At 64.4% G+C, this 19329-nt stretch carries 23 protein-coding genes, 5 tRNA genes and 1 pseudogene; 11 read left to right on the top strand and 18 right to left on the bottom strand.

Annotated features, from left to right (window positions below; all coding sequences use genetic code 11):
* Positions 1-3: 3 nt before the first annotated feature.
* Together MG068_RS07250 and MG068_RS07245 are read right to left on the bottom strand one after the other, a co-directional pair.
* Entirely contained in the window at positions 4-837 is an 834-nt protein-coding gene (locus MG068_RS07250; RefSeq protein ID WP_032128928.1) for an AraC family transcriptional regulator, read from the bottom strand.
* A 96-nt stretch (positions 838-933) separates the two neighbouring features.
* Positions 934-1439: pseudogene (locus tag MG068_RS07245) on the bottom strand (P-loop nucleotide/nucleoside kinase family protein).
* A 261-nt stretch (positions 1440-1700) separates the two neighbouring features.
* Here MG068_RS07245 and MG068_RS07235 point away from each other — a divergent pair.
* The 3 genes from MG068_RS07235 (at position 1701) to MG068_RS07225 (ending at position 3949) form a co-directional block, all read left to right on the top strand.
* Positions 1701-2777: an alpha/beta hydrolase family protein gene (locus tag MG068_RS07235; RefSeq protein ID WP_132809771.1), complete on the top strand. Its 1077-nt coding sequence runs from the start codon at positions 1701-1703 to the stop codon at positions 2775-2777.
* Positions 2778-2865: 88 nt separating this feature from the next.
* Positions 2866-3066 carry a hypothetical protein gene (locus MG068_RS07230; RefSeq protein ID WP_032128925.1) on the top strand — a complete coding sequence of 67 codons (201 nt, stop codon included), beginning with the start codon at positions 2866-2868 and terminating at the stop codon, positions 3064-3066.
* A gap of 118 nt (positions 3067-3184) precedes the next feature.
* The gene (locus MG068_RS07225; RefSeq protein ID WP_049461945.1) at positions 3185-3949 is read left to right on the top strand and encodes a thioesterase family protein; all 765 of its coding nucleotides are present in this window, start codon (positions 3185-3187) and stop codon (positions 3947-3949) included.
* Between the two features lie 15 nt (positions 3950-3964).
* On the opposite strand, the gene MG068_RS07220 is transcribed toward MG068_RS07225, so the two are convergent.
* Both MG068_RS07220 and MG068_RS07215 read right to left on the bottom strand, forming a co-directional pair.
* Complete coding sequence (locus tag MG068_RS07220; RefSeq protein WP_032128923.1) at positions 3965-4234, bottom strand: hypothetical protein; 270 nt, start codon at positions 4232-4234, stop codon at positions 3965-3967.
* Between the two features lie 123 nt (positions 4235-4357).
* Positions 4358-5062: an ArsR/SmtB family transcription factor gene (locus tag MG068_RS07215; RefSeq protein WP_049420989.1), complete on the bottom strand. Its 705-nt coding sequence runs from the start codon at positions 5060-5062 to the stop codon at positions 4358-4360.
* 105 nt (positions 5063-5167) lie between these two features.
* Here MG068_RS07215 and MG068_RS07210 point away from each other — a divergent pair, with 105 nt between their 5' ends.
* Entirely contained in the window at positions 5168-5809 is a 642-nt protein-coding gene (locus MG068_RS07210; RefSeq protein WP_132809770.1) for a flavin reductase family protein, read from the top strand.
* 10 nt (positions 5810-5819) lie between these two features.
* On the opposite strand, the gene MG068_RS07205 is transcribed toward MG068_RS07210, so the two are convergent.
* Entirely contained in the window at positions 5820-6341 is a 522-nt protein-coding gene (locus tag MG068_RS07205; RefSeq protein WP_132809769.1) for a GNAT family N-acetyltransferase, read from the bottom strand.
* A gap of 107 nt (positions 6342-6448) precedes the next feature.
* On the opposite strand from MG068_RS07205, the gene MG068_RS07200 reads away from it, so the two are divergent.
* Positions 6449-6853: an NUDIX domain-containing protein gene (locus MG068_RS07200; RefSeq protein WP_132809768.1), complete on the top strand. Its 405-nt coding sequence runs from the start codon at positions 6449-6451 to the stop codon at positions 6851-6853.
* A 77-nt stretch (positions 6854-6930) separates the two neighbouring features.
* Here MG068_RS07200 and MG068_RS07195 read toward each other — a convergent pair.
* The 3 genes from MG068_RS07195 to MG068_RS07185 form a co-directional block, all read right to left on the bottom strand.
* Positions 6931-7004: transfer RNA gene (locus tag MG068_RS07195), tRNA-Cys, on the bottom strand.
* Positions 7005-7070: 66 nt separating this feature from the next.
* Positions 7071-7146: transfer RNA gene (locus tag MG068_RS07190), tRNA-Gly, on the bottom strand.
* Positions 7147-7288: 142 nt separating this feature from the next.
* A tRNA-Gly gene (locus MG068_RS07185) sits at positions 7289-7364 on the bottom strand.
* A 130-nt stretch (positions 7365-7494) separates the two neighbouring features.
* Here MG068_RS07185 and MG068_RS07180 point away from each other — a divergent pair.
* From MG068_RS07180 to MG068_RS07170, 3 genes are all read left to right on the top strand, one after another.
* Positions 7495-7896, top strand: a complete 402-nt coding sequence (locus MG068_RS07180; RefSeq protein ID WP_107433538.1) for a hypothetical protein — start codon at positions 7495-7497, stop codon at positions 7894-7896.
* Positions 7889-8332 (top strand): hypothetical protein, encoded by a 444-nt coding sequence (locus tag MG068_RS07175; protein ID WP_049463680.1) that lies wholly within the window; start codon positions 7889-7891, stop codon positions 8330-8332. The genes MG068_RS07180 and MG068_RS07175 overlap by 8 nt, the downstream gene beginning before the upstream one ends.
* Before the next feature lie 64 nt (positions 8333-8396).
* Complete coding sequence (locus MG068_RS07170) at positions 8397-8879, top strand: hypothetical protein (protein WP_240792120.1); 483 nt, start codon at positions 8397-8399, stop codon at positions 8877-8879.
* A gap of 10 nt (positions 8880-8889) precedes the next feature.
* Here the strand turns inward: MG068_RS07170 and MG068_RS07165 are convergent, their stop codons facing one another.
* The 4 genes from MG068_RS07165 to MG068_RS07150 are packed head-to-tail and all read right to left on the bottom strand — an operon-like array spanning position 8890 to position 13139.
* Positions 8890-9804, bottom strand: a complete 915-nt coding sequence (locus MG068_RS07165; protein WP_132809767.1) for an HlyD family secretion protein — start codon at positions 9802-9804, stop codon at positions 8890-8892.
* On the bottom strand, positions 9801-10529 hold the full coding sequence (locus tag MG068_RS07160) for an ABC transporter ATP-binding protein (protein ID WP_032128913.1): 729 nt from the start codon (positions 10527-10529) through the stop codon (positions 9801-9803). The genes MG068_RS07165 and MG068_RS07160 overlap by 4 nt, the downstream gene beginning before the upstream one ends.
* Positions 10530-10539: 10 nt before the next feature.
* Positions 10540-11679: an ABC transporter permease gene (locus MG068_RS07155; RefSeq protein ID WP_132809766.1), complete on the bottom strand. Its 1140-nt coding sequence runs from the start codon at positions 11677-11679 to the stop codon at positions 10540-10542.
* Positions 11676-13139 carry an efflux transporter outer membrane subunit gene (locus tag MG068_RS07150; RefSeq protein ID WP_132809765.1) on the bottom strand — a complete coding sequence of 488 codons (1464 nt, stop codon included), beginning with the start codon at positions 13137-13139 and terminating at the stop codon, positions 11676-11678. The genes MG068_RS07155 and MG068_RS07150 overlap by 4 nt, the downstream gene beginning before the upstream one ends.
* Positions 13140-13329: 190 nt before the next feature.
* On the opposite strand from MG068_RS07150, the gene MG068_RS07145 reads away from it, so the two are divergent.
* Positions 13330-13677, top strand: a complete 348-nt coding sequence (locus MG068_RS07145) for a hypothetical protein (protein WP_050509834.1) — start codon at positions 13330-13332, stop codon at positions 13675-13677.
* Between the two features lie 67 nt (positions 13678-13744).
* Here MG068_RS07145 and MG068_RS07140 read toward each other — a convergent pair.
* From MG068_RS07140 to MG068_RS07125, 4 genes are all read right to left on the bottom strand, one after another.
* A tRNA-Gly gene (locus tag MG068_RS07140) sits at positions 13745-13820 on the bottom strand.
* Positions 13821-13934: 114 nt separating this feature from the next.
* Positions 13935-15218 (bottom strand): type II toxin-antitoxin system HipA family toxin, encoded by a 1284-nt coding sequence (locus MG068_RS07135; protein ID WP_132809764.1) that lies wholly within the window; start codon positions 15216-15218, stop codon positions 13935-13937.
* Positions 15211-15528: a helix-turn-helix domain-containing protein gene (locus tag MG068_RS07130; RefSeq protein WP_049399935.1), complete on the bottom strand. Its 318-nt coding sequence runs from the start codon at positions 15526-15528 to the stop codon at positions 15211-15213. Before MG068_RS07130 ends, MG068_RS07135 begins: the two co-directional genes overlap by 8 nt.
* Before the next feature lie 157 nt (positions 15529-15685).
* Entirely contained in the window at positions 15686-16792 is a 1107-nt protein-coding gene (locus MG068_RS07125; RefSeq protein ID WP_132809763.1) for an NAD(P)/FAD-dependent oxidoreductase, read from the bottom strand.
* Between the two features lie 516 nt (positions 16793-17308).
* On the opposite strand from MG068_RS07125, the gene MG068_RS07115 reads away from it, so the two are divergent.
* Positions 17309-18013, top strand: a complete 705-nt coding sequence (locus MG068_RS07115; protein WP_132809762.1) for a hypothetical protein — start codon at positions 17309-17311, stop codon at positions 18011-18013.
* A gap of 137 nt (positions 18014-18150) precedes the next feature.
* Here MG068_RS07115 and MG068_RS07110 read toward each other — a convergent pair.
* Positions 18151-18226: transfer RNA gene (locus MG068_RS07110), tRNA-Gly, on the bottom strand.
* Positions 18227-18336: 110 nt separating this feature from the next.
* Between MG068_RS07110 and MG068_RS07105 the strand changes: the two genes are divergently transcribed.
* On the top strand, positions 18337-18624 hold the full coding sequence (locus MG068_RS07105) for a DUF7710 domain-containing protein (RefSeq protein ID WP_132809761.1): 288 nt from the start codon (positions 18337-18339) through the stop codon (positions 18622-18624).
* A 75-nt stretch (positions 18625-18699) separates the two neighbouring features.
* Here the strand turns inward: MG068_RS07105 and pgsA are convergent, their stop codons facing one another.
* On the bottom strand, positions 18700-19326 hold the full coding sequence (gene pgsA / locus MG068_RS07100) for a CDP-diacylglycerol--glycerol-3-phosphate 3-phosphatidyltransferase (RefSeq protein WP_012510614.1): 627 nt from the start codon (positions 19324-19326) through the stop codon (positions 18700-18702).
* Positions 19327-19329: the final 3 nt, after the last annotated feature.

Raw genomic sequence — 19329 nt, 5'->3', positions numbered from 1 at the left:
CGCTCAGGCCGCACTGGCACGGGCCTGTCCCCGCCATTCCCGCGGCGACTGCCCGGTGTGCGCCTTGAACGCGCGCGACAGCGCCGCTTCGCTGCCATAGCCCACATCATCGGCAATCCGCTTCAGCGGCCGCCCCTGGCGCAGTGCCTGCTGCGCCAACCCCACCCGCCAGCCCTGCAGGTACTGGCCCGGCGTGGTGCCCATCGCCTCGCGGAAGCTGGCGGCGAACACGCTGCGTGACATGCCGGCCACTTCGGCCAGGTCCTCCAGCGTCCACGCCTGCGCCGGCGCTTCATGCATCGCCACCAGCGCCAACCGCAGCCGCGGATGACCCAGCCCGGCGAACAGGCCGCCACGCATCTCGCCGCCTTCCATCAGCTGACGCAGCACCTGGATCATCACCACCTCGAACAGCCGGTTGACCATCGCCGCCCGCCCGCAACGCTGCTCGAACGCTTCTTCGAACAGCAGTTCCAGCGCCGCGTTGCCGCCATACAGATCGGCCAGCGGCAGGCAGATGAAATCAGGCAGCGCGGCGCTGATCGGATTGAGCCGGCCGCCCTCGAAATGCAGGTTGGCGCAGGCCATGTCGGCGCCCTGCTGCGGGTCGGTGCTGAAGCGATGCGGCATCGGCCGCGGATACAGCAGCAGGCTCGGCACTTCGACCTGCACGGTCTGCTGCCCGTGGCTGACCTGCACCGGCCCGCGCCGCACCAGGTGCAGCTGACCCGCCTCGTCTTCGCCCTCCAGCGTGTTGATGCCGCACAGCGCACCGGCATGGAATACCGAGGCGGTCACCGCAAAACGTTCAAGCAGTATGGCGAGACGGTCGACCATGACGGGACTCCGGGTCAAGCGAGGCGAGCTCAATGCGACAGATCGTATCGGAATCGCCACCGAAATGGTCGACTGAACGCCGCACTCTCTGCGCCCTCAAGCCTCCTGTGAATGGCGGATCACCATGAAGCCCTCTTCCTGCGCAGGTGCCACGAAGTGACGGGTGATCTGCTCGAAGGCTTCGTCGCTGGCCTGGAACGGGTGCTCGCCGCGCGCGTTGCGGGCATGCAGCCGCGCCTTGCAGATGGCGTCGGCAACATCGAGAAAATGCAGCTGGTGGGCAACACCGGCCGACTCGAACAGTTCGCGGCCCCATGCACGGGCGGCCGGCGTATTGAACGGAACGTCGAGCACGACCCGGCCCGCAGGATCGCGCATACATGCCGCGTCAGCGCTCCGCGCAGCGCGGCCGCGCGCTGCAGGTAATCGGCAACGGAATGGATCTGGTCGGGATACAGCGCGGCCAGCCAGGCGTCCTCGCTGATCAGCACGTGACGTGGCTGCGCCGCCAGCTGCTGCGACAGGGTGGATTTGCCGGCACCGATCTTGCCGCACACCAGGTGCAGGATCGGCGCATTGTCGGTCGATGAAAGATGATGCATCTGCGTTCTCCTTGATGGATTCCAGTACCCGGGAGAGCGCCGCATGCAACCCGCCTTCCCGGGCGGGTTGCATGGCCGTGGCGACCGCGCGCTATCCCGCCTTCCGGTGGGGAATGCGGATAATCGACGCGGTGCTGTGCAGGACCATGCCGCCAGCGTAGAGCGCAGCCTGGCCGGCGGGCAATCCCCTGCGGCAGTGCAGCGCGCGCAAGGTTTTGCGGGGATCTATGCTCGGCGCCATTCCCGCATGGAATGACCACGATGCGACCCTTGCTTCGATGCGCCCTCGCCCTCGGCCTTCTGCTGCCTGCGGCATCGCTGCTGGCTGCGCCCCCCACGGCACCACGCATGCTCAGCGGTGAGCTGCAGGGCGCCCCCTGGCGCCTGGACGTGCCGGCTGACTGGAACGGCGACCTGGTGATGCTGGCGCACGGCTACGAGCCGGTGGGCGTGCCACGCACTACGCCGATGACCGCCAATGACAGCACCGCAACGCTGCTGTCCGCAGGCTACGCCGTCGCGCAGAGTGCCTACGCCAGCCAGGGCTGGGCAGTGGCCGATGCGATCACCGACATGGAGCGCCTGCGCCAGCACGCGCTGGGCGAACTCAAGCGCGTGCGCCACACCTGGCTGCTCGGATTCTCGATGGGCGGCGCGGTGGCACTCGCCAGCCTCGAGCGCTTCCCGCAGCACTACACCGGTGGCGTCTCGCTGTGCGGTGCCAATCTCAGTGGCGAACAGATCGCCGCAGATCTGCTGACCACGCTGGTCGCCTTCGATTACTTCTTCCCCAACGCTGCAGGCCTGCCGGCCACCGGACTGGCTTCGCATGAAGCGGCCGTGCTGCCGCAGGGAGTGCTCTATCAGGGCATCTCCGACGCGCTGCAACGGAATCCCCAGCATGCCGACGTGCTCGCCAAGCGACTGCAGGTCGCTCCGGATGCACTGGCCGGGACAATCAGCCTGCACACGCTGGTCCTGCATGAACTGGCCACGCGCAGCGGCGGCATGCCGGCCGGCAACCTTGGTGTGGTGTACAGCGGATTCGGTGACGACGCCGCGTTCAATGCCGGCGTGCAGCGCATCGCTCCCGTGCCTGCGGCACAGGCCGATGTCCGCGCGAAGCTGGCACTGAGCGGCGCGTTGAAGCGACCGCTGGCGGTCCAGTTCAACAACAACGATCCCACCATCGTGCCGCACATGCAGGCGGTGTATCCGCAGATGGCCGCACAGGCCGGCGCGCGACCATTGCCGCGCGTGCTGCCGCCGGTGGGCGAAGGGCATTGTGGCTTCTCTGAAGCACAGGTTGTCGATGCCTTGAAGGCAATCCAGCGTTGAGCTCAACGTGTCGCAGCGCATCAGGGGCGCGCCATAAGGACTGCTATGGTGGCCGGGCCCATTGACGGGCACACAAAGGACTGACGTGATGATCAAGACGACCTTGAAGACCGTGATGTTCCTTGGCATGGCCGTGACCGGGCTGGCCTTCGCCGCAGGCCCCTGTGAATTCTGCAGCCAGCAGTACGAATATTGTCTGCGCGCAACTTCAGGCCCACTGGCCAAGACACCCGCAGAATGCCTGGCCCAGTACAAGATGTGCCGCGAAATGGATTGCCAGTCCTCCTGACCGGCATCCGGCCGGCTCCTGCGGGAGCCAGCTCAGCCGGCCACGCTGCCAAACGCTTACGATGCAGGGACCCGCGCAGCATCTGCCGCCTCCCCTCCCTGCTGACACAACGCATACGATGGCCTTCTTCGAACGACTGAGTGACACCCGCTACCTGCCGACCGAACACACGGGCGGCGCCTGGAACATCCGCGAACAACACATCGCACCTGCGATCGGGCTGCTGGCGCACCACCTGGAACGCGACGCCGCAGCGCGTGGGCACGGTTTTCTGATCGCGCGCCTGTCCTACGACATCCTCGGCACCATTCCGATCGAAGCGATGGAGGCCGACGTACAGGTGCTGCGCGGTGGTCGCACCATCGAACTGGTCGAAGCCACGCTGCGCCATGACGATCGCCCGGCGCTGCGCGTGCGTGCATGGCTGATGCGCCCGAACGATACGCAGGCCATCGCCGGCACGCCGATCACCGGCATTGCTCCGCCGGAATCAATGCCTGCGTGGGACCCAGGTACGGTCTGGCCAGGTGGTTTCATCAAGAGCGTGGAGATCCGCCGACATGATCAGGGGCCCGGCCGTGCCACCTACTGGGCGCGCGCGAAGCACGCGCTGCTGGACGGCGAGCCGGTCAGTCCGCTGGCCCGTGCCGCCACCCTGTTCGATCTGTCCAATGGCATGGCCGTGCGCGCCGATCCGAAGGAGGTCGCCTTCCCCAACCTCGATCTGACCGCGCACCTGTTCGGCATGCCCGAAGGCGAGTGGCTGGGCTTCGACACGTCGGTGTCGTTTGGCCACCAGGGTCTCGGCTTGACCAGCACCGTGCTGCACGATGCGCGCGGTCCGATCGGCATGCTCGGCCAGGCACTGACCGTACGCCCGTGACCCCAAAGGGCGGCGTCAGCCGCCCAGCGTACCCATGGTGAAGGTGTAGCCGGAGCTCATCAGGAATTCGCGCATGCGCATCTCCGCGCGCCGCGGTGAGGCGAGGTTGGCCGGTGCATACAGCGCGTAGACCACGCCCGCGCCTTCGATGGCTTCACGCCGCACGCCACAGTGGCGGGTCTCCGAAGCAATCACCCATCCATCCTTCAGCCGATCCGGTCCGATCGACTGGCCGTTCATCAGGCGGAACGTCAGCCAACGTACTTCCACAGAAGATTTGCTCATTGCCGGCATACCGCCAGCGTGCCGCGATCGTTCATGTCCTTGCTCGCCATTGCAGCTCCCTAAGACTTGGAACTCGACCATAGCGCCTTGCCATGTCGTGGGCGAATGAGACTGGAGGGGCCCTTATGTCGCCAGGCCGAACCGCGTCCACAGCGCTTCGCGCCCCGGCTGCGTCAGGCGCAGTTCGCGTCGACCCTCAACCCGCCGAAGCCAATCGTTCTTCACGAAGCTGTCCAGCATCGCCTCGCCGACCAGCCCGGCCAGATGCGGGCGCCGCTCGGTGCAGTCCAGGCATCCTCGGCAGTAGCGCGCAGGCTTGACCGTCACGGGAAGCCGCAGCAGCTCAGCCAGCGGCTGGCCGAGCTCCTGCAGGAACGCTGCGCCCTCCACACTCACCCGCCAATGCGCCTGGTGCGGGACCAGGTGCCCTGCCTGCAACAAGCGGTCGGTGATCGCCACCGCATGCACACCGGCCAGATGCCGGTAGCAGGAACGCGCCTGGCGCAACGCCGGCATGCTGCGTGATGCCTCAGCGGTGCAGGACGGCGTGCGGTCCGCAACGCGCAGGATGCCCTCCAGCATGTCGGCGACTTCGTGCGAGGCCAGCCGGTGATAGCGATGGCGCCCCTGCGCGACAGCGACCAGCAGGTCGCCCTCGACCAGCCTGCGCAGATGCGTGCTCGCCGTCTGCGGTGTCACCCCAGCCACGCGTGCCAGCTCCGTCGCGGTATACGCACGCCCATCCATCAACTGCAGCAGCATGGATGCGCGCGCCTGGTCGCCAACCAGGGCACCGACGCTGACAAGGGAACCGGAGGTGTGGACCATGCCCGCATTGTGGCACGCCGTTGCAGGCCGACAGTTCGATGCAGGCCGAAGCGTCGGCACCCGCTGCCACGGCACAGTGGCCACCCCGATAGTGCAAGGCCTGCCGTGAAAACCGCTCCGATTCCCCGCCGCCGCATCACCCCTTCGGTCCTGTACCCGGGCACGCCTGTGTTGCTGATGACCACGCTGAACGACGACGGCAGCAGCAACATCAGTCCGTTGTCTTCGTTCTGGGCCCTGGGCAACCGGGTAGTGCTGGGCCTAGGCGTGCAGGGTCAGGGCTATCGCAACCTGCAGCTGCGCAACGAGTGCGTACTGAACTTCCCATCCTCCGCGCAGGCCGCACAGGTCGAGGCCATCGCGCGCGCGACAGGCTGCGACCCGGTGCCCACTGCCAAACAGGCGATGGGCTACGTGCACGTCCGCGACAAGTTCGCGCTGGGGGGCTTCAGTGCGGTCGCCTCGATGCACGTCGCACCAGAGGCGATTGCCGAGTGCCCGCTGCAGGTGGAAGTCAGCGTGATGGCGATGCACCCGCCCGGCGAGGATGACGGTCAGGGCTTCGTGATCGTCGAAGGACGGATCCGTTGCGTGCATGCGCACGAAGCGATCACCGTGGCTGGCACCCAGCACATCGATGTCGCCCACTGGAAACCGTTGATCTATCTGTTCCGCCACTACCTGAGCGTGGGTGAACCAGTCGGGCGCAACTTCCGCGCGCAGACGCCGGTCCACGATCCGGCGTAGAGCGGGTGATTCAAGGTGCCGGCGATGGTGGGTAGCTGGTCACTGAAATCCAGTACGACACCATGTCCACATAGCGGCCGTCGCGCTTCACCGCGCGCGGCTCGACGCCGGATTCGGTGAAACCCAGCGATTCATACAGCGCGCGCGCGGCGGCGTTGTCCGCCAGCACCGTGAGAGTGAGCGATTCAATGCCTTCCGCGCGCGCAGCCGCGAACGCGGCAAGGAACAGTTGACGGGCGATGCCGTGTCCACGATGGCCAGCACCCACATGGACACTGTGCACTTCCGCCGTATGCCGTCGCGCCATCCGTACCGGGCGCACGTAACGCAGGAAGCCCGCCAGCATGCCGTCAACGAACGTGCCGAAGTAGCGCGTGCCGGGATCGGCAAGCTGGGCGCGCATCACGTCCGCCGAGTCATCCTGCGCCTCGGCCAGCGTGGACAGGAACGCCGCGGGCGACTCGCGAAGGGCCTGCAACCGTGCTTGCCAGAGAATATCGGCGTCGTCAGCGCTGAGTTGCCGGAGAAGCATGCGACACACCTGTGAGGATGCTGATGCACAGGTGCCCAGCCTAGCGCGGGTCCACCTGATGCGGTGTGCATGCAAGAATGAAGTCAGCTCCTTCTTCATTCTCCGCCATGACTGAACTGCAGATTCCCCGCGTTGGATGCGGCGCCGTCGTCCGTGATGCCGACGGCCGCATCCTGCTGATCCAGCGCGGACGCGATCCGGAGCGCGGGCACTGGGGCCTGCCCGGCGGCAAAGTCGACTGGATGGAAACGGTGGAGGCTGCCGTGGTCCGCGAAACTCGCGAGGAGACGGCATTGGAAGTGACGCTGCTACGCCTGCTGTGTGTGGCCGATCATTTCGAGCCGACACTTGCGCAGCACTGGGTCGCGCCGATCTTCGAGGCTCGGGCACCTGCCGCTGCCGAGGCTTCCATCCAGGAGCCGGGTGTGCAGACAGGGCTGGGCTGGTTCGCGCTGGATGCTCTGCCCCAGCCACTGACCCAGGCCACGGTGCAGGCGCTGGCCAGGCTGTAGCGGATATCGATCCGGACGCAGGTTAGCTGGCATCCAGACAAACAAAAAAGCCCTGACCGGAGTCAGGGCTTTTCAATTGGAGGCCTCAAGCGGAATCGAACCGCTGTAAACGGATTTGCAATCCGGTGCATAGCCACTCTGCCATGAGGCCAACGTACTGCGCGCCAGGAACGGAGCCCTGACAAGACAAAACCCCATGATGGGGCCTGTCGGAACATGGAGCGGGAAACGAGACTCGAACTCGCGACCTCAACCTTGGCAAGGTTGCGCTCTACCAACTGAGCTATTCCCGCATAAGCCGCCATGGTACCGGAAATCCGGAACACACACCAGCGATTTCACTTTTCTGACTGCGCGTAAAGCCTTGTGGCCCAACGTGCCCCGCCTTGCCGTGGCGGGAGAAAAACAAGGCCCCTACCGGGGCCCTGTAGAATCTGGAGCGGGAAACGAGACTCGAACTCGCGACCTCAACCTTGGCAAGGTTGCGCTCTACCAACTGAGCTATTCCCGCAGATTCCGTTCGACCTGCGTCGAAGGAGCGCTATTGTGTCCAAATTCCTTCACGCCGTCAACAGTCTTCACACGATGCGGTCATGGGCGTCCGCACTGGGGTACGCTGCCCCGCCCAGCCCCGTGCGCCCATGTTCCTTCGCGGCAAGCCCCTGTTGATCGCCCTGCTGCTGCATCTGGTAGTAGCGCTGCTGTACTGGGCACTGATTCCGCTGGGAATGAACTGGTATCGCGACAATTTCGGCTTCACCTCGCATCGCGACATCGGCCTTGGCATCGCCCAGTTCCATCTGTTCCATATGTTCCTCGGCGCCCAGCCACTGATTGCGGTGCTGCGGCCGCTGTTCGCCAAGCTGTTGGTGCTGGCGGTTCCGCTGACGTTCGCGACCTGGACGCTGATGCACAACCACCCGCTGCGCCTGCTGTACTTCACTGTCGGGCCTGGCCTGCTGGCGCTGGCCGCGATCGCCACATCGGTGTGCTATGCATCACGCAGCCGCCTGCCCGCTACCATGGACACCGCCGATGCCTAGACGTTACATCCGCCTGTTCTGGTTACTGGTCGCGCTGACCTGGCTGGCGCTGATCGTCGCGCTGGTCAATGCCGGCTTCACCCCGGACTACTGGTTGCTGCACCGCCTGGAAGGCGCCGAGCTGCCCTACCCGACCAGCACTGTCATCGTGTTCGCGTTGCTGGGCACGGTTGAACTGGTCGTGGCCGCCTTGATCGTGCGGCCATGGAAACTGAAGCGACTGTGGCTGCGCCTGTTGATTGCCTTCGTTCTGCTGCTGGCGTGGTCGGTACCGTGGATGCTGTCGGCCATGCATCAGCCACCGGTGCACGGCATGCACCTGCTGTGGTTGCTGCTGCTGGACGTTGGGCTGCTGCTGGCGCTGTGCGTGGTGTCGCTGGTCAGCGTCCTGGGACGCATTTCCGGCAGGAAGAAGACCCCGACTGCGGTTCCTTAAGGCGCGGGATCCGAGGACTTCACCGCTTCATTTTCGGATCTCTTGCATGGATTGCGGCAGGCCGATGCAGGAAGTTGAGGATCCGCCAGCGACGAACGCCTGCATCGTGCCCCTGCCCATCGCATTCCGTGCCGTCTCTGCCTTCTGGCTGTTCGTATCACTCATCTGGCTGCTGCTGGTTGCTGCGCTCATCCATGCCGGATTCCAGCCGGATCATTGGCAGCGGCCTTACACCGAGTCCGGGACGCTGCCCTACCCCATCGGCTCGGTGATCACATTCGCGCTGATCATCCTCGTGGAAATGACAGTGCTGTGCGTGGCTGTGCAGCCATGGCGGTTCCGCCGCCTGTGGCTGCGGATGCTGCTCGGCATCCTTCCGTGGCTTGCCTGGACGGCCTATTGGGGCGCGATTTCCATGCATCAATCACCCGTGCGTGCCGTGCATATGCTCTGGCTGCTCGGCATGAGCGCCCTCCTGCTGCTTGCACTGCTCGTGGTTGTGCCGGCCTCGCTTTGGCCTCGCCTACGACGTTGGCTCGAGAACTGAGGCCCGCGCCCTAATTCCGGAACTCCACCCGCACATGCTGGCCGAAGCGCGCCTTGGCCGCGCCGTCGAACTCCAGCACGCACTCCACCACCTTGGCCACGCCCCGCCCGGCATCTTCAGGCAGGCGCGCCTGCGCGAACACCGGACTGATGCGCACCACGCGCGCGGGTGGCAGTGAGCCGGTGTTCTCGGCGCCATCGCTGTCCGGCACGACGGTGGCCTTCATGCCCACCTGCACGGCATCGGCATAGGCGGCGCTCAGTTCTGCACGCACCTGCAGCGGGCGTGCCGGCAGCAGCGAAATCGCCGGCTTGCCAGCCTGCACGAAGGCGCCGAGGCCCGGCACCTGGCCGACCACGGTGCCGGCTTCCGGCGCGCTCAGCGACATCTGCTGCAGTTTCAGTCTGGCGTGCTCCAGCTTGTGCTGGGCCATGTCGACCTGCGCACCGGCCACATCGACATCGGCACGTACGCCGGCCAGCTGCTGCTTGGCCGCATCGGCCTGCTGGTTGGACGACACGCCTTCGCTGGCGCCGGTGGACAGACGGGTGGCGTTGCGCTCCAGTTCGCGCAACTGCGCCTGGCTGCCCTTCAGGCGGTCGTTGGCCAGGGCCAGATCGGCGGTGGCCATCGCCACTTCCTGCTGCAGCAGGGCGCCATCCAGCGACAGCAGCAACTGTCCCTTCTTCACCGTGGCACCCTCCTTCACCGGCGCGGCGGTGATCGAGCCATCCACTGGCGGCGCCAGCGCGATCAGGCCACCCTCGACGTCGATGATGCCGCGCGCCACCGCGACCTTGCCGGCGGTGGCAGTGCCGGCTTTACCTGCAGGTGCTTGGGCAGGCGCGTCCTTGGAACAGGCGCCGAGCAGCAGCGCCGCGGACAGTACCAGGCTGAAGGGAAGCAGGTGCAACGTCTTGGTCATGGGGCGGACTCTACAGTTTCGTTCTGGCGGCGGTCATCACGGACCATGCCGTCTTCCATGGCGATCACCCGATCGGCATGCCGGATCAGGCGCGGATCGTGGCTCACGCACAACACGGTGGCGCCGTGCGCACGTGCGTAGCGATGCAGGATGTCGATCACGCGCTGGCCGTTCTCGGCGTCCAGCGCGCTGGTGGGTTCGTCGGCGAAGATCAGCGTCGGCGACTTGGCGAAGGCGCGCGCAACGGCCACGCGCTGCTTCTCACCACCGGACAGCTGCGCCGGTCGCATGTGGCTGCGGTGGCTGAGGCCCACCTCGTCCAATGCCTTGCGGGCCAGCGGTTCGCTTTCGCGATTGCTCATGCCGCGATAGCCGAGCGGCAGCTGCACCTGTTCCAGTGCGGTCAGTGCGGGGAACAGATTGAAGCCCTGGAACACGAAGCCGACATGGTGCAGGCGGAAGCGCTCCACTTCACTGCGCGTCATGTGGCCCACATCCTGCCCGAGCGCGTGCACGCGGCCGCCATCGGGCGCAGACAACCCAGACAGCAACGACAGCAGCGTGCTCTTGCCGCAACCGGATGGGCCCGATACCAGGGTCAGTTCACCGGGATAGATGTCCAGTGACAGGCCACGCAGCACCGGCACCTGCACGTCGCCGGACATGAAACCCTTTTCCAGTGCGTCGGCCTGCAGGGTCGGGGCGACGGCGCGTATGGAAGTCATCGGTCGGTCCTCAACGCAGCAGCAACGATGGATCGGAGCGAACGACACTGCGTACCGCCATGATGCTCGACAGCATGGCCATCACCGCGACCAGTGCAACGCAACCGATGATCACCATCGGTGTCAGCTGCACTGGCACGCGCTGGGTCTGTGCGATCAACAGCACGACGGTACTGAACGCCGCCGCCAGCAACATGCCCACGCCGCCGATCAACAGTGCCTGTTCGAACACCACCCGCGCCAGTGCATAGCGACCGGCACCGAGTGCATTGAGCGTGGCGTACTCGCGCACCGAACCGGCCACCACCGAAGCGAACGACTGGTTGGTGATCACCGCGCCGACAAAGCAGACGATGACCGCCATGAACAGCACTGCGATGCCGGCACCGGTATCGAACAGCCAGTATTGCTGCGAGCGGCTGGCGAACTCCGGTGCCGTCCAGAACTCGACCGGCGTGGCCTGCCCCATCGACGTGGCCAGGCGGTCGCGCACACGGTCGGCCAGGTCCGGCGAACGCAGGCCCGCCACGAAATAGGTACTGCCCTCGTGCGGATCGGTACCCGCGATGGCGCGCGCGGTATCCAGCGACGCCAGCACGTTGACGCCACCAAGGCCACGCAGGCCCGGTTGTGCCGCGACCACGCGCACCGCCTTGCCATTGATCCACGCACGGTTGTTCTGCAGGTCCACGCCCAGCGTATCCAGATCGGCGCTATCGACGATCACCGCACCGGGTTCGCGCAGCTGCGCGCGCAGGTCGGCGGGCAGGATGCGCGCGAACATCATCGCGTCGTCCTGGGTGGAGATGCCGGACAGGTACACCGACACGTTGCCGGTACCCTGCGCGCTGGAACGCCATTCGCCATCGACCCATTCGTAGGGTTCGACGCGGGTGACATCCGGATCCATGCGCAGGTGGCTTTCCACATCCGCACTGATTGCATGGCCGTAGTTCACGCTCTGGGTGCCGGGGAAACCGGCCCAGATATCAGCCGACGATGCCTTCACGTAGATCGCGGCGGTACCGAAGATACCCAGCACCAGCGCCGCCTGCACGATCAGCAGCACGCCAGCGAAGCACATCGCCAGCACTACCGGCAGAAACCGGCGCCACTCATAGGCCAGGGTCTTTCGGGCCAGTGCAATCATTGCGACGCGTCCTCGGCTTCGACCGGCAGCGGTGCGCCACCGAGGGCGCGGTACAGCGAAGCAAACGCGAGCACGCGTGCGCCCTGCGCACCGATCAGATCAGCCTGCGAGGCAAGCGCGGCACGCTGCGTGTCCAGTCCATCGAACTCGCTGGACAAACCCAGCTGCACCTGCCGTGCCTGGCGCTTGAGCTGCTGGCCGGCGGCATCATTGGCCGCACGCAGCGACTGGATGCTGCTGTCCTGCCGCGCCAGGCTGCCCAGCGCGCCCTCCACTTCGCTCACGCCTTCCAGTACCGCTTTGCGATAACCGAGCAACGCGGCATCCAACTGCTTTTCATCGGCATTGAAGCGCGCACGACGCTGGCCCCAATCCCACAGGGGGATATCGATGTACGGGCCGATCGAGGGACTGGAATCGGAGTTGGAGCGGGCGTTCTGGGTGAGGTTGTAGGCGTACAGGATCGAGCCACCAAGACTGACCCGCGGATACATCGCGGCACGTGCGGAGCCCTTGCTCGCCGCAGCCTGCATCACTTCAGATTCGGCCAGCAGAATCTGCGGGCGGTGGCGCAGCAGATCGGCCGGTACCTGCTGCAGGGAGAACGTGCCCAGCTTCGGCGGCGAGCGATAGGCGCGCCAAGCCGGATCCGGGCCATCACGGCCCAGCAACAATGCCAGCGCACGGGCGGCGTTGTCGGCGTTTTCCCGCGCTTGTGCGATGGCGGCGTGGGTGGCGGCCTGGCGTGCACGCAGGCGATCAAGTTCGCCGGGCTCATCCAGGCGCAGGCGCTGGCGGACCAGGGCCAGGTGCTCGCCGCGGTCATCCACCGATTGCTGGCGGGCCAGCAGGTCCTGCTGGGCCTGTGCAACGGTCAGGTCCAGATAGCTGCGCACCACGTCGGCAATCACCGCCACCAGCGCGGCATTGCGCAGCGCCTCGGCATTGCCGGCCGAAGCCTGCGCGCTCAACTGCGCGCTCTCGGCGGCACCGAACAGGCCCAGGTCCCAGATCGCTTCGATGCCGGCATGGAAGTAGGTATCGACGGCGGCGGCGTCCTGCACCTGCTTGGCGCTGGCCGAGATTTCCGGCAGGAAACGCGAGTCGGAAGTGCCTGCGACGATCCGAACGGCCTGCAGGCGCAGCGTAGCCTGCTGCAGGTCCAGGTTGCCGGCGATGGCCTGGTCGACCAGGCCATCCAGTGCCGGGTCGGACAGCACTTTCCACCACTGTCTGGCATCCACTGCCACGCCCTGGCCCTGCGGCACCTGGGTCCAGGCGCTGGGCGTGCGGTCAGGCAGGTCCGGAACAGGCACCGACATGCAACCGGCCAGGGCCAGGCTTGCCAACAACGCACCAGGGCGCAGCACTGCATGCAGGGAGAGTCCGTGCCCGGCCTTGGGCACTGCCACTGAAGTGATACGCCTGACCACCAGCCCGCCAACGTGTAGAAGGAGCATGAAGGCTACCGTGCGATTGTGGAGCGAACATGGAGAAATCGTCCGAAAAAGGTCACAGCACGCGTGCGGTTCAGGCAACGCCGACCCAGTCTTTCACTACGCTTTCAATGCGTTCCCGGCACGGAACACTGGACGACTTTCACAGCGTATTGCACATTGCGGCATTGTCTTGCTTCGATGCTGCCCGACCGTGAAACGCCCCCGCCGCTGGCTGCTGATTGGCTCGATCACGACAGCGACTGTCGGTGTGATCGTGCTCGTCCTGACCACCCCACTGGTCTCGAACGCCACGCTGCTACTGATGGAGCGCAGCAACTTCATTCCCGCCGAATCCTCGATCTTCACGTTCGAGCCGTATGCCATCAACCAGGGCTCGTCGAACTACTGGTTGTACGGGAAGGACCGGACCTACTACTACCACTTCACCTACGAAGATGACGCTCCCTACGTCTACATCCCGCAGGACAACCGCTGCCCCGGTTTCCACCGGCAGGATGCCCGGACCTGGTGCAGCGCCCTGCCCGGCAAGGCACGCTAGCGCGGCGGTGGTGCAACCGGTGTGACAAACGAAAAACGCCCCCTTGCGGGAGCGTTCTTCTTGAATCTGGAGCGGGAAACGAGACTCGAACTCGCGACCTCAACCTTGGCAAGGTTGCGCTCTACCAACTGAGCTATTCCCGCAGATTCCGTTCGACCTGCGTCGAAGGATCGCTATTGTGTCGATATTGCTGCACGGCGTCAACAGGAATTTTCAGGTGAAGTGAAGGGGGGCGTTCAGGCCCCTGCGCCCGGGCCTCAGGTCCGCAGGCCAGGCCGGACTTGCCGCAGCAGAGCCACGTTCTCGTTGATACGCCCTTGGATCATGCTCAAGGTGTCTTGAGCAATAACGCTTGAATACATGCCGTTGGCGATTTCGGTGAATTGGCTGGCCACCTCGCAGATGCTGTCAATCGCCAGACTGGCGTCACCCTGCTGCACTTCTGCTTCCTCGGCAAGCCGAAGCATGTCAGCACGGGAAATCGCCAGTGCCTCCCCCATGACGTCCATCTGGTGATATCCGTTGGGTCCCTCGCAGAAGGTCACGTCGTAGGCCGGGGCCAAGCGCCATTGCCCATCCGGCGACATGATGTAGGCAAAATTCTTCGGATGATCGTCCCGGTTGTTGAAGGCGACGTTGAAGACCGCACGCTCGAAGGCCACGGCCATTTGCCGCACGTCATTGGTACACAGCTGGGTCGCGCGCAGGAAGTTGACATAGTCCAAGGACCCCGCCGTCTGGTAGTTGGCGCCCGTGAATGCGGCAAGACTCTGCATGGGTACACGCAACCCATCGTGGCGATCAAAGCGCTTGCTGGCGAACGCGGCCAGCCCATTGGGCAGGCTGAAGTACTGCGTGTCCGGGGTCTCGATGCCGCACCTGCGCAAGCACTCGGCGTAGACCATTTCAATGGCGCACGCCTCGGCATGCTCTTCTCTGGCCGGGAACTTGACCAGCCAGGCTTCGAACCCTGGCTCGGCGGCCGTGGTGAACCCACCGAACTGCGGATCGCGATAGACAAGTGCCTTGGGCCTTGCACCTTGGGGTGAGCCGCCCACCAGCAGCAAGGTCTGCAGAAATTCGCCACCTTCTCCCCGGAGCACCTCCTGCACTTCGGCGGCAAGCTGCTCCAGCGGGACGTGGACCTGCGGCGCCTCGCCCTCGGGCGCCACAGGTTCAAACGTCATGGCCCCCATCGCGTTGCCACCGATGCAGGCCAAACGCTGGAGCGGGCCGATGCGTGCTGTGCTGATCCTTCGGCGCCTGAACATGCGGTCCATCAGCAGCATGCCCCAGCCGTCTGGCAAGGCGTCATACACGGGCCCGGGCAGTTGCAGTTGATGGTCCGGAAAATCCCGCCGCAACGGAGGGCCGGCCAGCGGCAGCTTGTACGAAGACAGCTCCAGCCCCCTTTGCCTGGCCTCGTTGCTGTACTCGAAGGCGATCAGCGGGCGGCCGGTCAGGGCGGTGGTGGAGACCAGCGTTCCCCAGAGCCATCGCTCTCCCCACCCCTCATAGAAGACATTCACTTGCTCAGGCATTGCGGGGCTTCCTCTTCGTCCGCAGGCGATTCGCGGCCTCTTCGTAGCGCCGAATGTCTTCGATGCTGTCCAGCTTTGGCTGGAACAGGCCTTCGAGCTCGTTGATCCGACCAAGGACCATCGCCACGCGGACCACCGCCTCGAAGCCAACATTGCGCCCGGCCTCCAGGTTGGACACGGTGTTGGTCCCAATGCCGGCACGCCCGGCCAGATCCGACTGTGTCATGCCCAACGCCATGCGCTCTGTGCGCAAGCGCTCGCAGAGTCGCTTGACGACCTCGCCGGGCTTGCTGAAGCCCAAATCCAACATAGCGCTCACCACCCTCTTCCCATGCCAGTTGGCATCCAAATTATAGAATCGACACCACTCCTGTTCAATGAATTTAATTCCCTAATTTTGTGGCTTATATGCGTGTTCACGCAAATAAATACAGAATCATGTAATTATAAGCCCATCGAAATGTGCATCACCTGCGCAGGCCACGGCGATGGAAGTAGACCTGCTCGGCGATGCGCCGCGTGGTCGCCGTGTGCAGCAGTGCGTTGAGCGGCCAGTCGGCCTGCAGATGATCCATCGCCCAGCGCAGCAGGTACTTGCCGTGAAATGCGGGGGCTACCTGCCGCGCTACCCGTTCGGCGCCCGGCCCTTGGCCGCGCAGATGGCGGGCAATCGCCTCGCCGACCGCCCAGCCATGCCGCCACGAGGAATGGATGCCCCCGGCGGACAATGGCGAGACGATGCCCGCCGCGTCGCCGGTCAGGATCAGCCGTTGGCCAGTGATCGGCCCATCCGGCCGGCCGCAGGGCACCAGGCCTGCGCGGGTGGCCGACGGACGCGCCGAAGGCGGAATGCCGACCACATCGCGCACGTGCTCAAGAAAGCCATCGATATCAGGCGGCCGCACCTGGTTCGGGTCATGGCGCAGCGCCAAGCCGACCTGCAGCCCGGTCGGGTTCTGGGCGACCCAGCCGATGTAGCCCGGTGCAAAGCGCTTGCTGACGAAGCAATGCAATGCATCGCCCTGAGGTAGTTGCAGGCCGGCGAACTCGCGTTCGACACCGTAGAGATTGTCGCGCACCTGGCCGAGGCCAGTGCGCCGGGCAACGCGTGAGCGCGCGCCATCGGCGCCGACCAGGTAGGCGCACCGCCCTCCCCCTTCCACCAGCCAGCCGTCACCACTGCGATGGGCGTCGGTGAAGGACTGCTGCAGGCGAAGGTCGACACCATTCGCGCGCAGCTCGCTGGCCAGCCAGCGCATCAGGTTCGGCGTATCGGTGGTGAGGAAGTAATAGCCCGGCGCGGCCAGCAACACGCTGCGCAGGTTCGGCGCATACAGGCGCACATTGGCAACCCGCTGCACCAGGTGTTCGGGCATGCGCCCCAGCCAGGTCTGCTCCATCGCTTCCTTCACCACGATGCCGGTGGTGTGCAGGCGTTCGCCGGGGTCGGCCTTGCGTTCGAGTACGCACACGCGCAGTCCATATTGGACAGCGGCCAACGCGCAGGCGGCACCGGCGAAACTGGCGCCGACGATGACCACGTCGTGATCGTAGGCCGAGGATTGATGAGGCATCGCGACACCACCGGATTGGAACGGAGATGCAGCTTCGCCAATGCGCGTGTTGAGGCGATGGGGTGGCGGTGAAGTGGGGATGAAGCGCGTTGGACGCAAACGAAAAACGCCCCCCTTTCGGGAGCGCTTTTCTTGAATCTGCAGCAGGAAACGAGACTCGAACTCGCGACCTCAACCTTGCAAGGTTGCGCTCTACCAACTGGTCTATTCCCTCCGGCATCGACCGATCTGCGTCGGAGGACTGGCACTGTTCCAAAGGCTGACAGGCCCCTCCTCGTCGCCCGGAAATGTCCTGGTCACATTAGATTCGAACATGGGCATTTGCTGCGTCTTTTCGGACTATTTGTATGGCCCCTTTCCGCCCAGCATAGCAACGTACGACAAGCCATTCGGAATGAGCGCACTGCCAAGAGGCCGAGCAGATGCTTATTCAAAACTTCGAGACAGCCGGATTTATCGATCAGCAGGACGATTGGTTTACAGGAAATTATTTCGGGTCGCAGCAGGAAGAATTACATGACTACGCTTGATGACATTGCCAAGGACCTTGGCAATACATTTCCCCATCACAAGGTATGTCTTTCACTCGATGATGTACCTCAAGATGTCGCATTGCCCAGAAGCTGGGAGAACTTCGGACTCAGGCCCGACGTCGCCCCGGTCTTTCCTGCTGGCTGGAGCTCATTCTCCAATGAATTCCCATCGACAATTGCACTGTTCAACGACTGCCTGCTGGGCACAGTACTGCTACTAGGTGGTGAAGTTGAATTGGCGTACATCTTTCACGACGGAGATGGTCTCTACTACTACGTAGGGGGAAAGCCCGTCGAAGGTGAAGCCAAAGAGACCTTCGAGTTCAAGCATCTGCCCAGAAGACTGCAGGACTTCTATCGCGAAGTGCACGACGGATATACCTTCTTTCCTGCGCGCTCTATGGGCCCGCAACGCCTTGGTGACCAGTCACGGGTCTCCGAACTGATCGATGAGGCAGACGACTCTTTTGCGGCAAGTTGGATCACCGTACTTTCGAATGGTGGCGGAGACTATGTCGCAGTGAACGCCGACAGCCATGGCGATTCAGATGGCCTGATCTGGTGGCACGAGAATCCTGCAACTCCAGAATTCGACATCGACGTCTTCAGAGTCATGGATGCATGGATGAAAATTTTTCTGGAGGACACCAAGCCTCGCGAACCAAGGGCCAAGTCTCGTGCGCGATGATGATCGACCGGCCTGACAGGCCGGATGTTGGGGCCCACCACATCGAGCAACTCTCAGACCCAGGTCGAAATCACCTCAGGGCACTTTGATGGGCCATAACGAAAAACGCCCCCTTGCGGGAGCGTTTCTCTTGAATCTGGAGCGGGAAACGAGACTCGAACTCGCGACCTCAACCTTGGCAAGGTTGCGCTCTACCAACTGAGCTATTCCCGCTTGGGAGGCGAAATTCTACCTGTTCTGGAAGTGGCGTCAAGTGCTTTTTCCGGGGCCTCACGAAGTCACTGAAATGTCGATTCCACGCATGGCGTGGATCTACCAAGGAGATGAACATCAACACTGAAATCCATGGCATCTGGGTCTTCCACGGCGCAGGCGCGCGCTTCGCCGGAGGTGTCTTCGTCAGCCGGGAGTCGGGACTGACTTGGGCCGCCAAGCACTCCCTGACAGGCGTACTGACCCGCTATCCATTGAATGAAGGCGCGTGCGACCAAGCACTGCGTTTGGGCACCTTCATGCCCAAGCGCCCAGAGCAATGCGAAGCCCTCTTCATCGGAGGCTTCACATGTGCATCAATGGAGCATGTACATGTCGAAGACGGCATACCCCAGTAGATCCACGCCATGCGTGGATAGGCGCATCGATGGGGTCAGAGCCCTTTCCTGCGGAAAGGGATCCGACCCCGGGGCTCAGTTGCCCAGCTTCTTCTGCCGTGCACGCTCGCGCGCAGCGCGCTCGTCATCGCGCAGGCTCGGCCAGGCGGCGTGCAGGTACTGCAGGCCCGACCACAGGGTCAGCACCGCGGCGATCGCCAGGGTCCAGTCGCCGATGTGGAACACCGGCCAGCCCATCCAGATGTCTTCCACCGGCACGTTCGGTGCCACCGAATACAGCAGGCAGAGCAGCGCGACCATCTGCGCGGTGGTCTTGACCTTGCCGATCATCGCCACGCGCACCTTGGCGCGCTGGCCGAGTTCGGCCATCCATTCGCGCAGCGCCGATACCGCAATTTCACGACCAACGATCACCGCCGCCCAGAACGCCATCCACGGCGTCGGGTGACCCTGCACGATCAGGAACAGTGCCACTGCCACCATCAGCTTGTCCGCGACCGGGTCGAGGAAGGCACCGAAGGCCGATTCCAGCTGGTAACGGCGTGCGATCCAGCCATCGAGCCAGTCGGTGATCGCGGCCAGGCCGAAGATCGCCGCCGAAGCGAAGTTGGTCCAGGTGTAGGGCAGGTAGAACACCAGCACCAGCACCGGGATCATCACGATCCGCAACAACGTCAGCCAGGTGGGCAGGGTCAACTTCATGCT

It is taken from the genome of Stenotrophomonas sp. ASS1, from assembly GCF_004346925.1.
Taxonomy (GTDB): Bacteria; Pseudomonadota; Gammaproteobacteria; order Xanthomonadales; family Xanthomonadaceae; genus Stenotrophomonas; species Stenotrophomonas maltophilia_A.
This window is presented reverse-complemented; position numbering and strand designations above follow the sequence as displayed.

Coding starts and splice junctions, on each gene's coding strand:
- MG068_RS07250 (WP_032128928.1), bottom strand. CDS start 837: ATGGTCGACCGTCTCGCCATACTGCTTGAACGTTTTGCGGTGACCGCC.
- MG068_RS07235 (WP_132809771.1), top strand. CDS start 1,701: ATGCGACCCTTGCTTCGATGCGCCCTCGCCCTCGGCCTTCTGCTGCCT.
- MG068_RS07230 (WP_032128925.1), top strand. CDS start 2,866: ATGATCAAGACGACCTTGAAGACCGTGATGTTCCTTGGCATGGCCGTG.
- MG068_RS07225 (WP_049461945.1), top strand. CDS start 3,185: ATGGCCTTCTTCGAACGACTGAGTGACACCCGCTACCTGCCGACCGAA.
- MG068_RS07220 (WP_032128923.1), bottom strand. CDS start 4,234: ATGAGCAAATCTTCTGTGGAAGTACGTTGGCTGACGTTCCGCCTGATG.
- MG068_RS07215 (WP_049420989.1), bottom strand. CDS start 5,062: ATGGTCCACACCTCCGGTTCCCTTGTCAGCGTCGGTGCCCTGGTTGGC.
- MG068_RS07205 (WP_132809769.1), bottom strand. CDS start 6,341: ATGCTTCTCCGGCAACTCAGCGCTGACGACGCCGATATTCTCTGGCAA.
- MG068_RS07200 (WP_132809768.1), top strand. CDS start 6,449: ATGACTGAACTGCAGATTCCCCGCGTTGGATGCGGCGCCGTCGTCCGT.
- MG068_RS07180 (WP_107433538.1), top strand. CDS start 7,495: ATGTTCCTTCGCGGCAAGCCCCTGTTGATCGCCCTGCTGCTGCATCTG.
- MG068_RS07175 (WP_049463680.1), top strand. CDS start 7,889: ATGCCTAGACGTTACATCCGCCTGTTCTGGTTACTGGTCGCGCTGACC.
- MG068_RS07170 (WP_240792120.1), top strand. CDS start 8,397: ATGCAGGAAGTTGAGGATCCGCCAGCGACGAACGCCTGCATCGTGCCC.
- MG068_RS07165 (WP_132809767.1), bottom strand. CDS start 9,804: ATGACCAAGACGTTGCACCTGCTTCCCTTCAGCCTGGTACTGTCCGCG.
- MG068_RS07160 (WP_032128913.1), bottom strand. CDS start 10,529: ATGACTTCCATACGCGCCGTCGCCCCGACCCTGCAGGCCGACGCACTG.
- MG068_RS07155 (WP_132809766.1), bottom strand. CDS start 11,679: ATGATTGCACTGGCCCGAAAGACCCTGGCCTATGAGTGGCGCCGGTTT.
- MG068_RS07150 (WP_132809765.1), bottom strand. CDS start 13,139: ATGCTCCTTCTACACGTTGGCGGGCTGGTGGTCAGGCGTATCACTTCA.
- MG068_RS07135 (WP_132809764.1), bottom strand. CDS start 15,218: ATGCCTGAGCAAGTGAATGTCTTCTATGAGGGGTGGGGAGAGCGATGG.
- MG068_RS07130 (WP_049399935.1), bottom strand. CDS start 15,528: ATGTTGGATTTGGGCTTCAGCAAGCCCGGCGAGGTCGTCAAGCGACTC.
- MG068_RS07125 (WP_132809763.1), bottom strand. CDS start 16,792: ATGCCTCATCAATCCTCGGCCTACGATCACGACGTGGTCATCGTCGGC.
- MG068_RS07115 (WP_132809762.1), top strand. CDS start 17,309: ATGACTACGCTTGATGACATTGCCAAGGACCTTGGCAATACATTTCCC.
- MG068_RS07105 (WP_132809761.1), top strand. CDS start 18,337: ATGAACATCAACACTGAAATCCATGGCATCTGGGTCTTCCACGGCGCA.
- pgsA (WP_012510614.1), bottom strand. CDS start 19,326: ATGAAGTTGACCCTGCCCACCTGGCTGACGTTGTTGCGGATCGTGATG.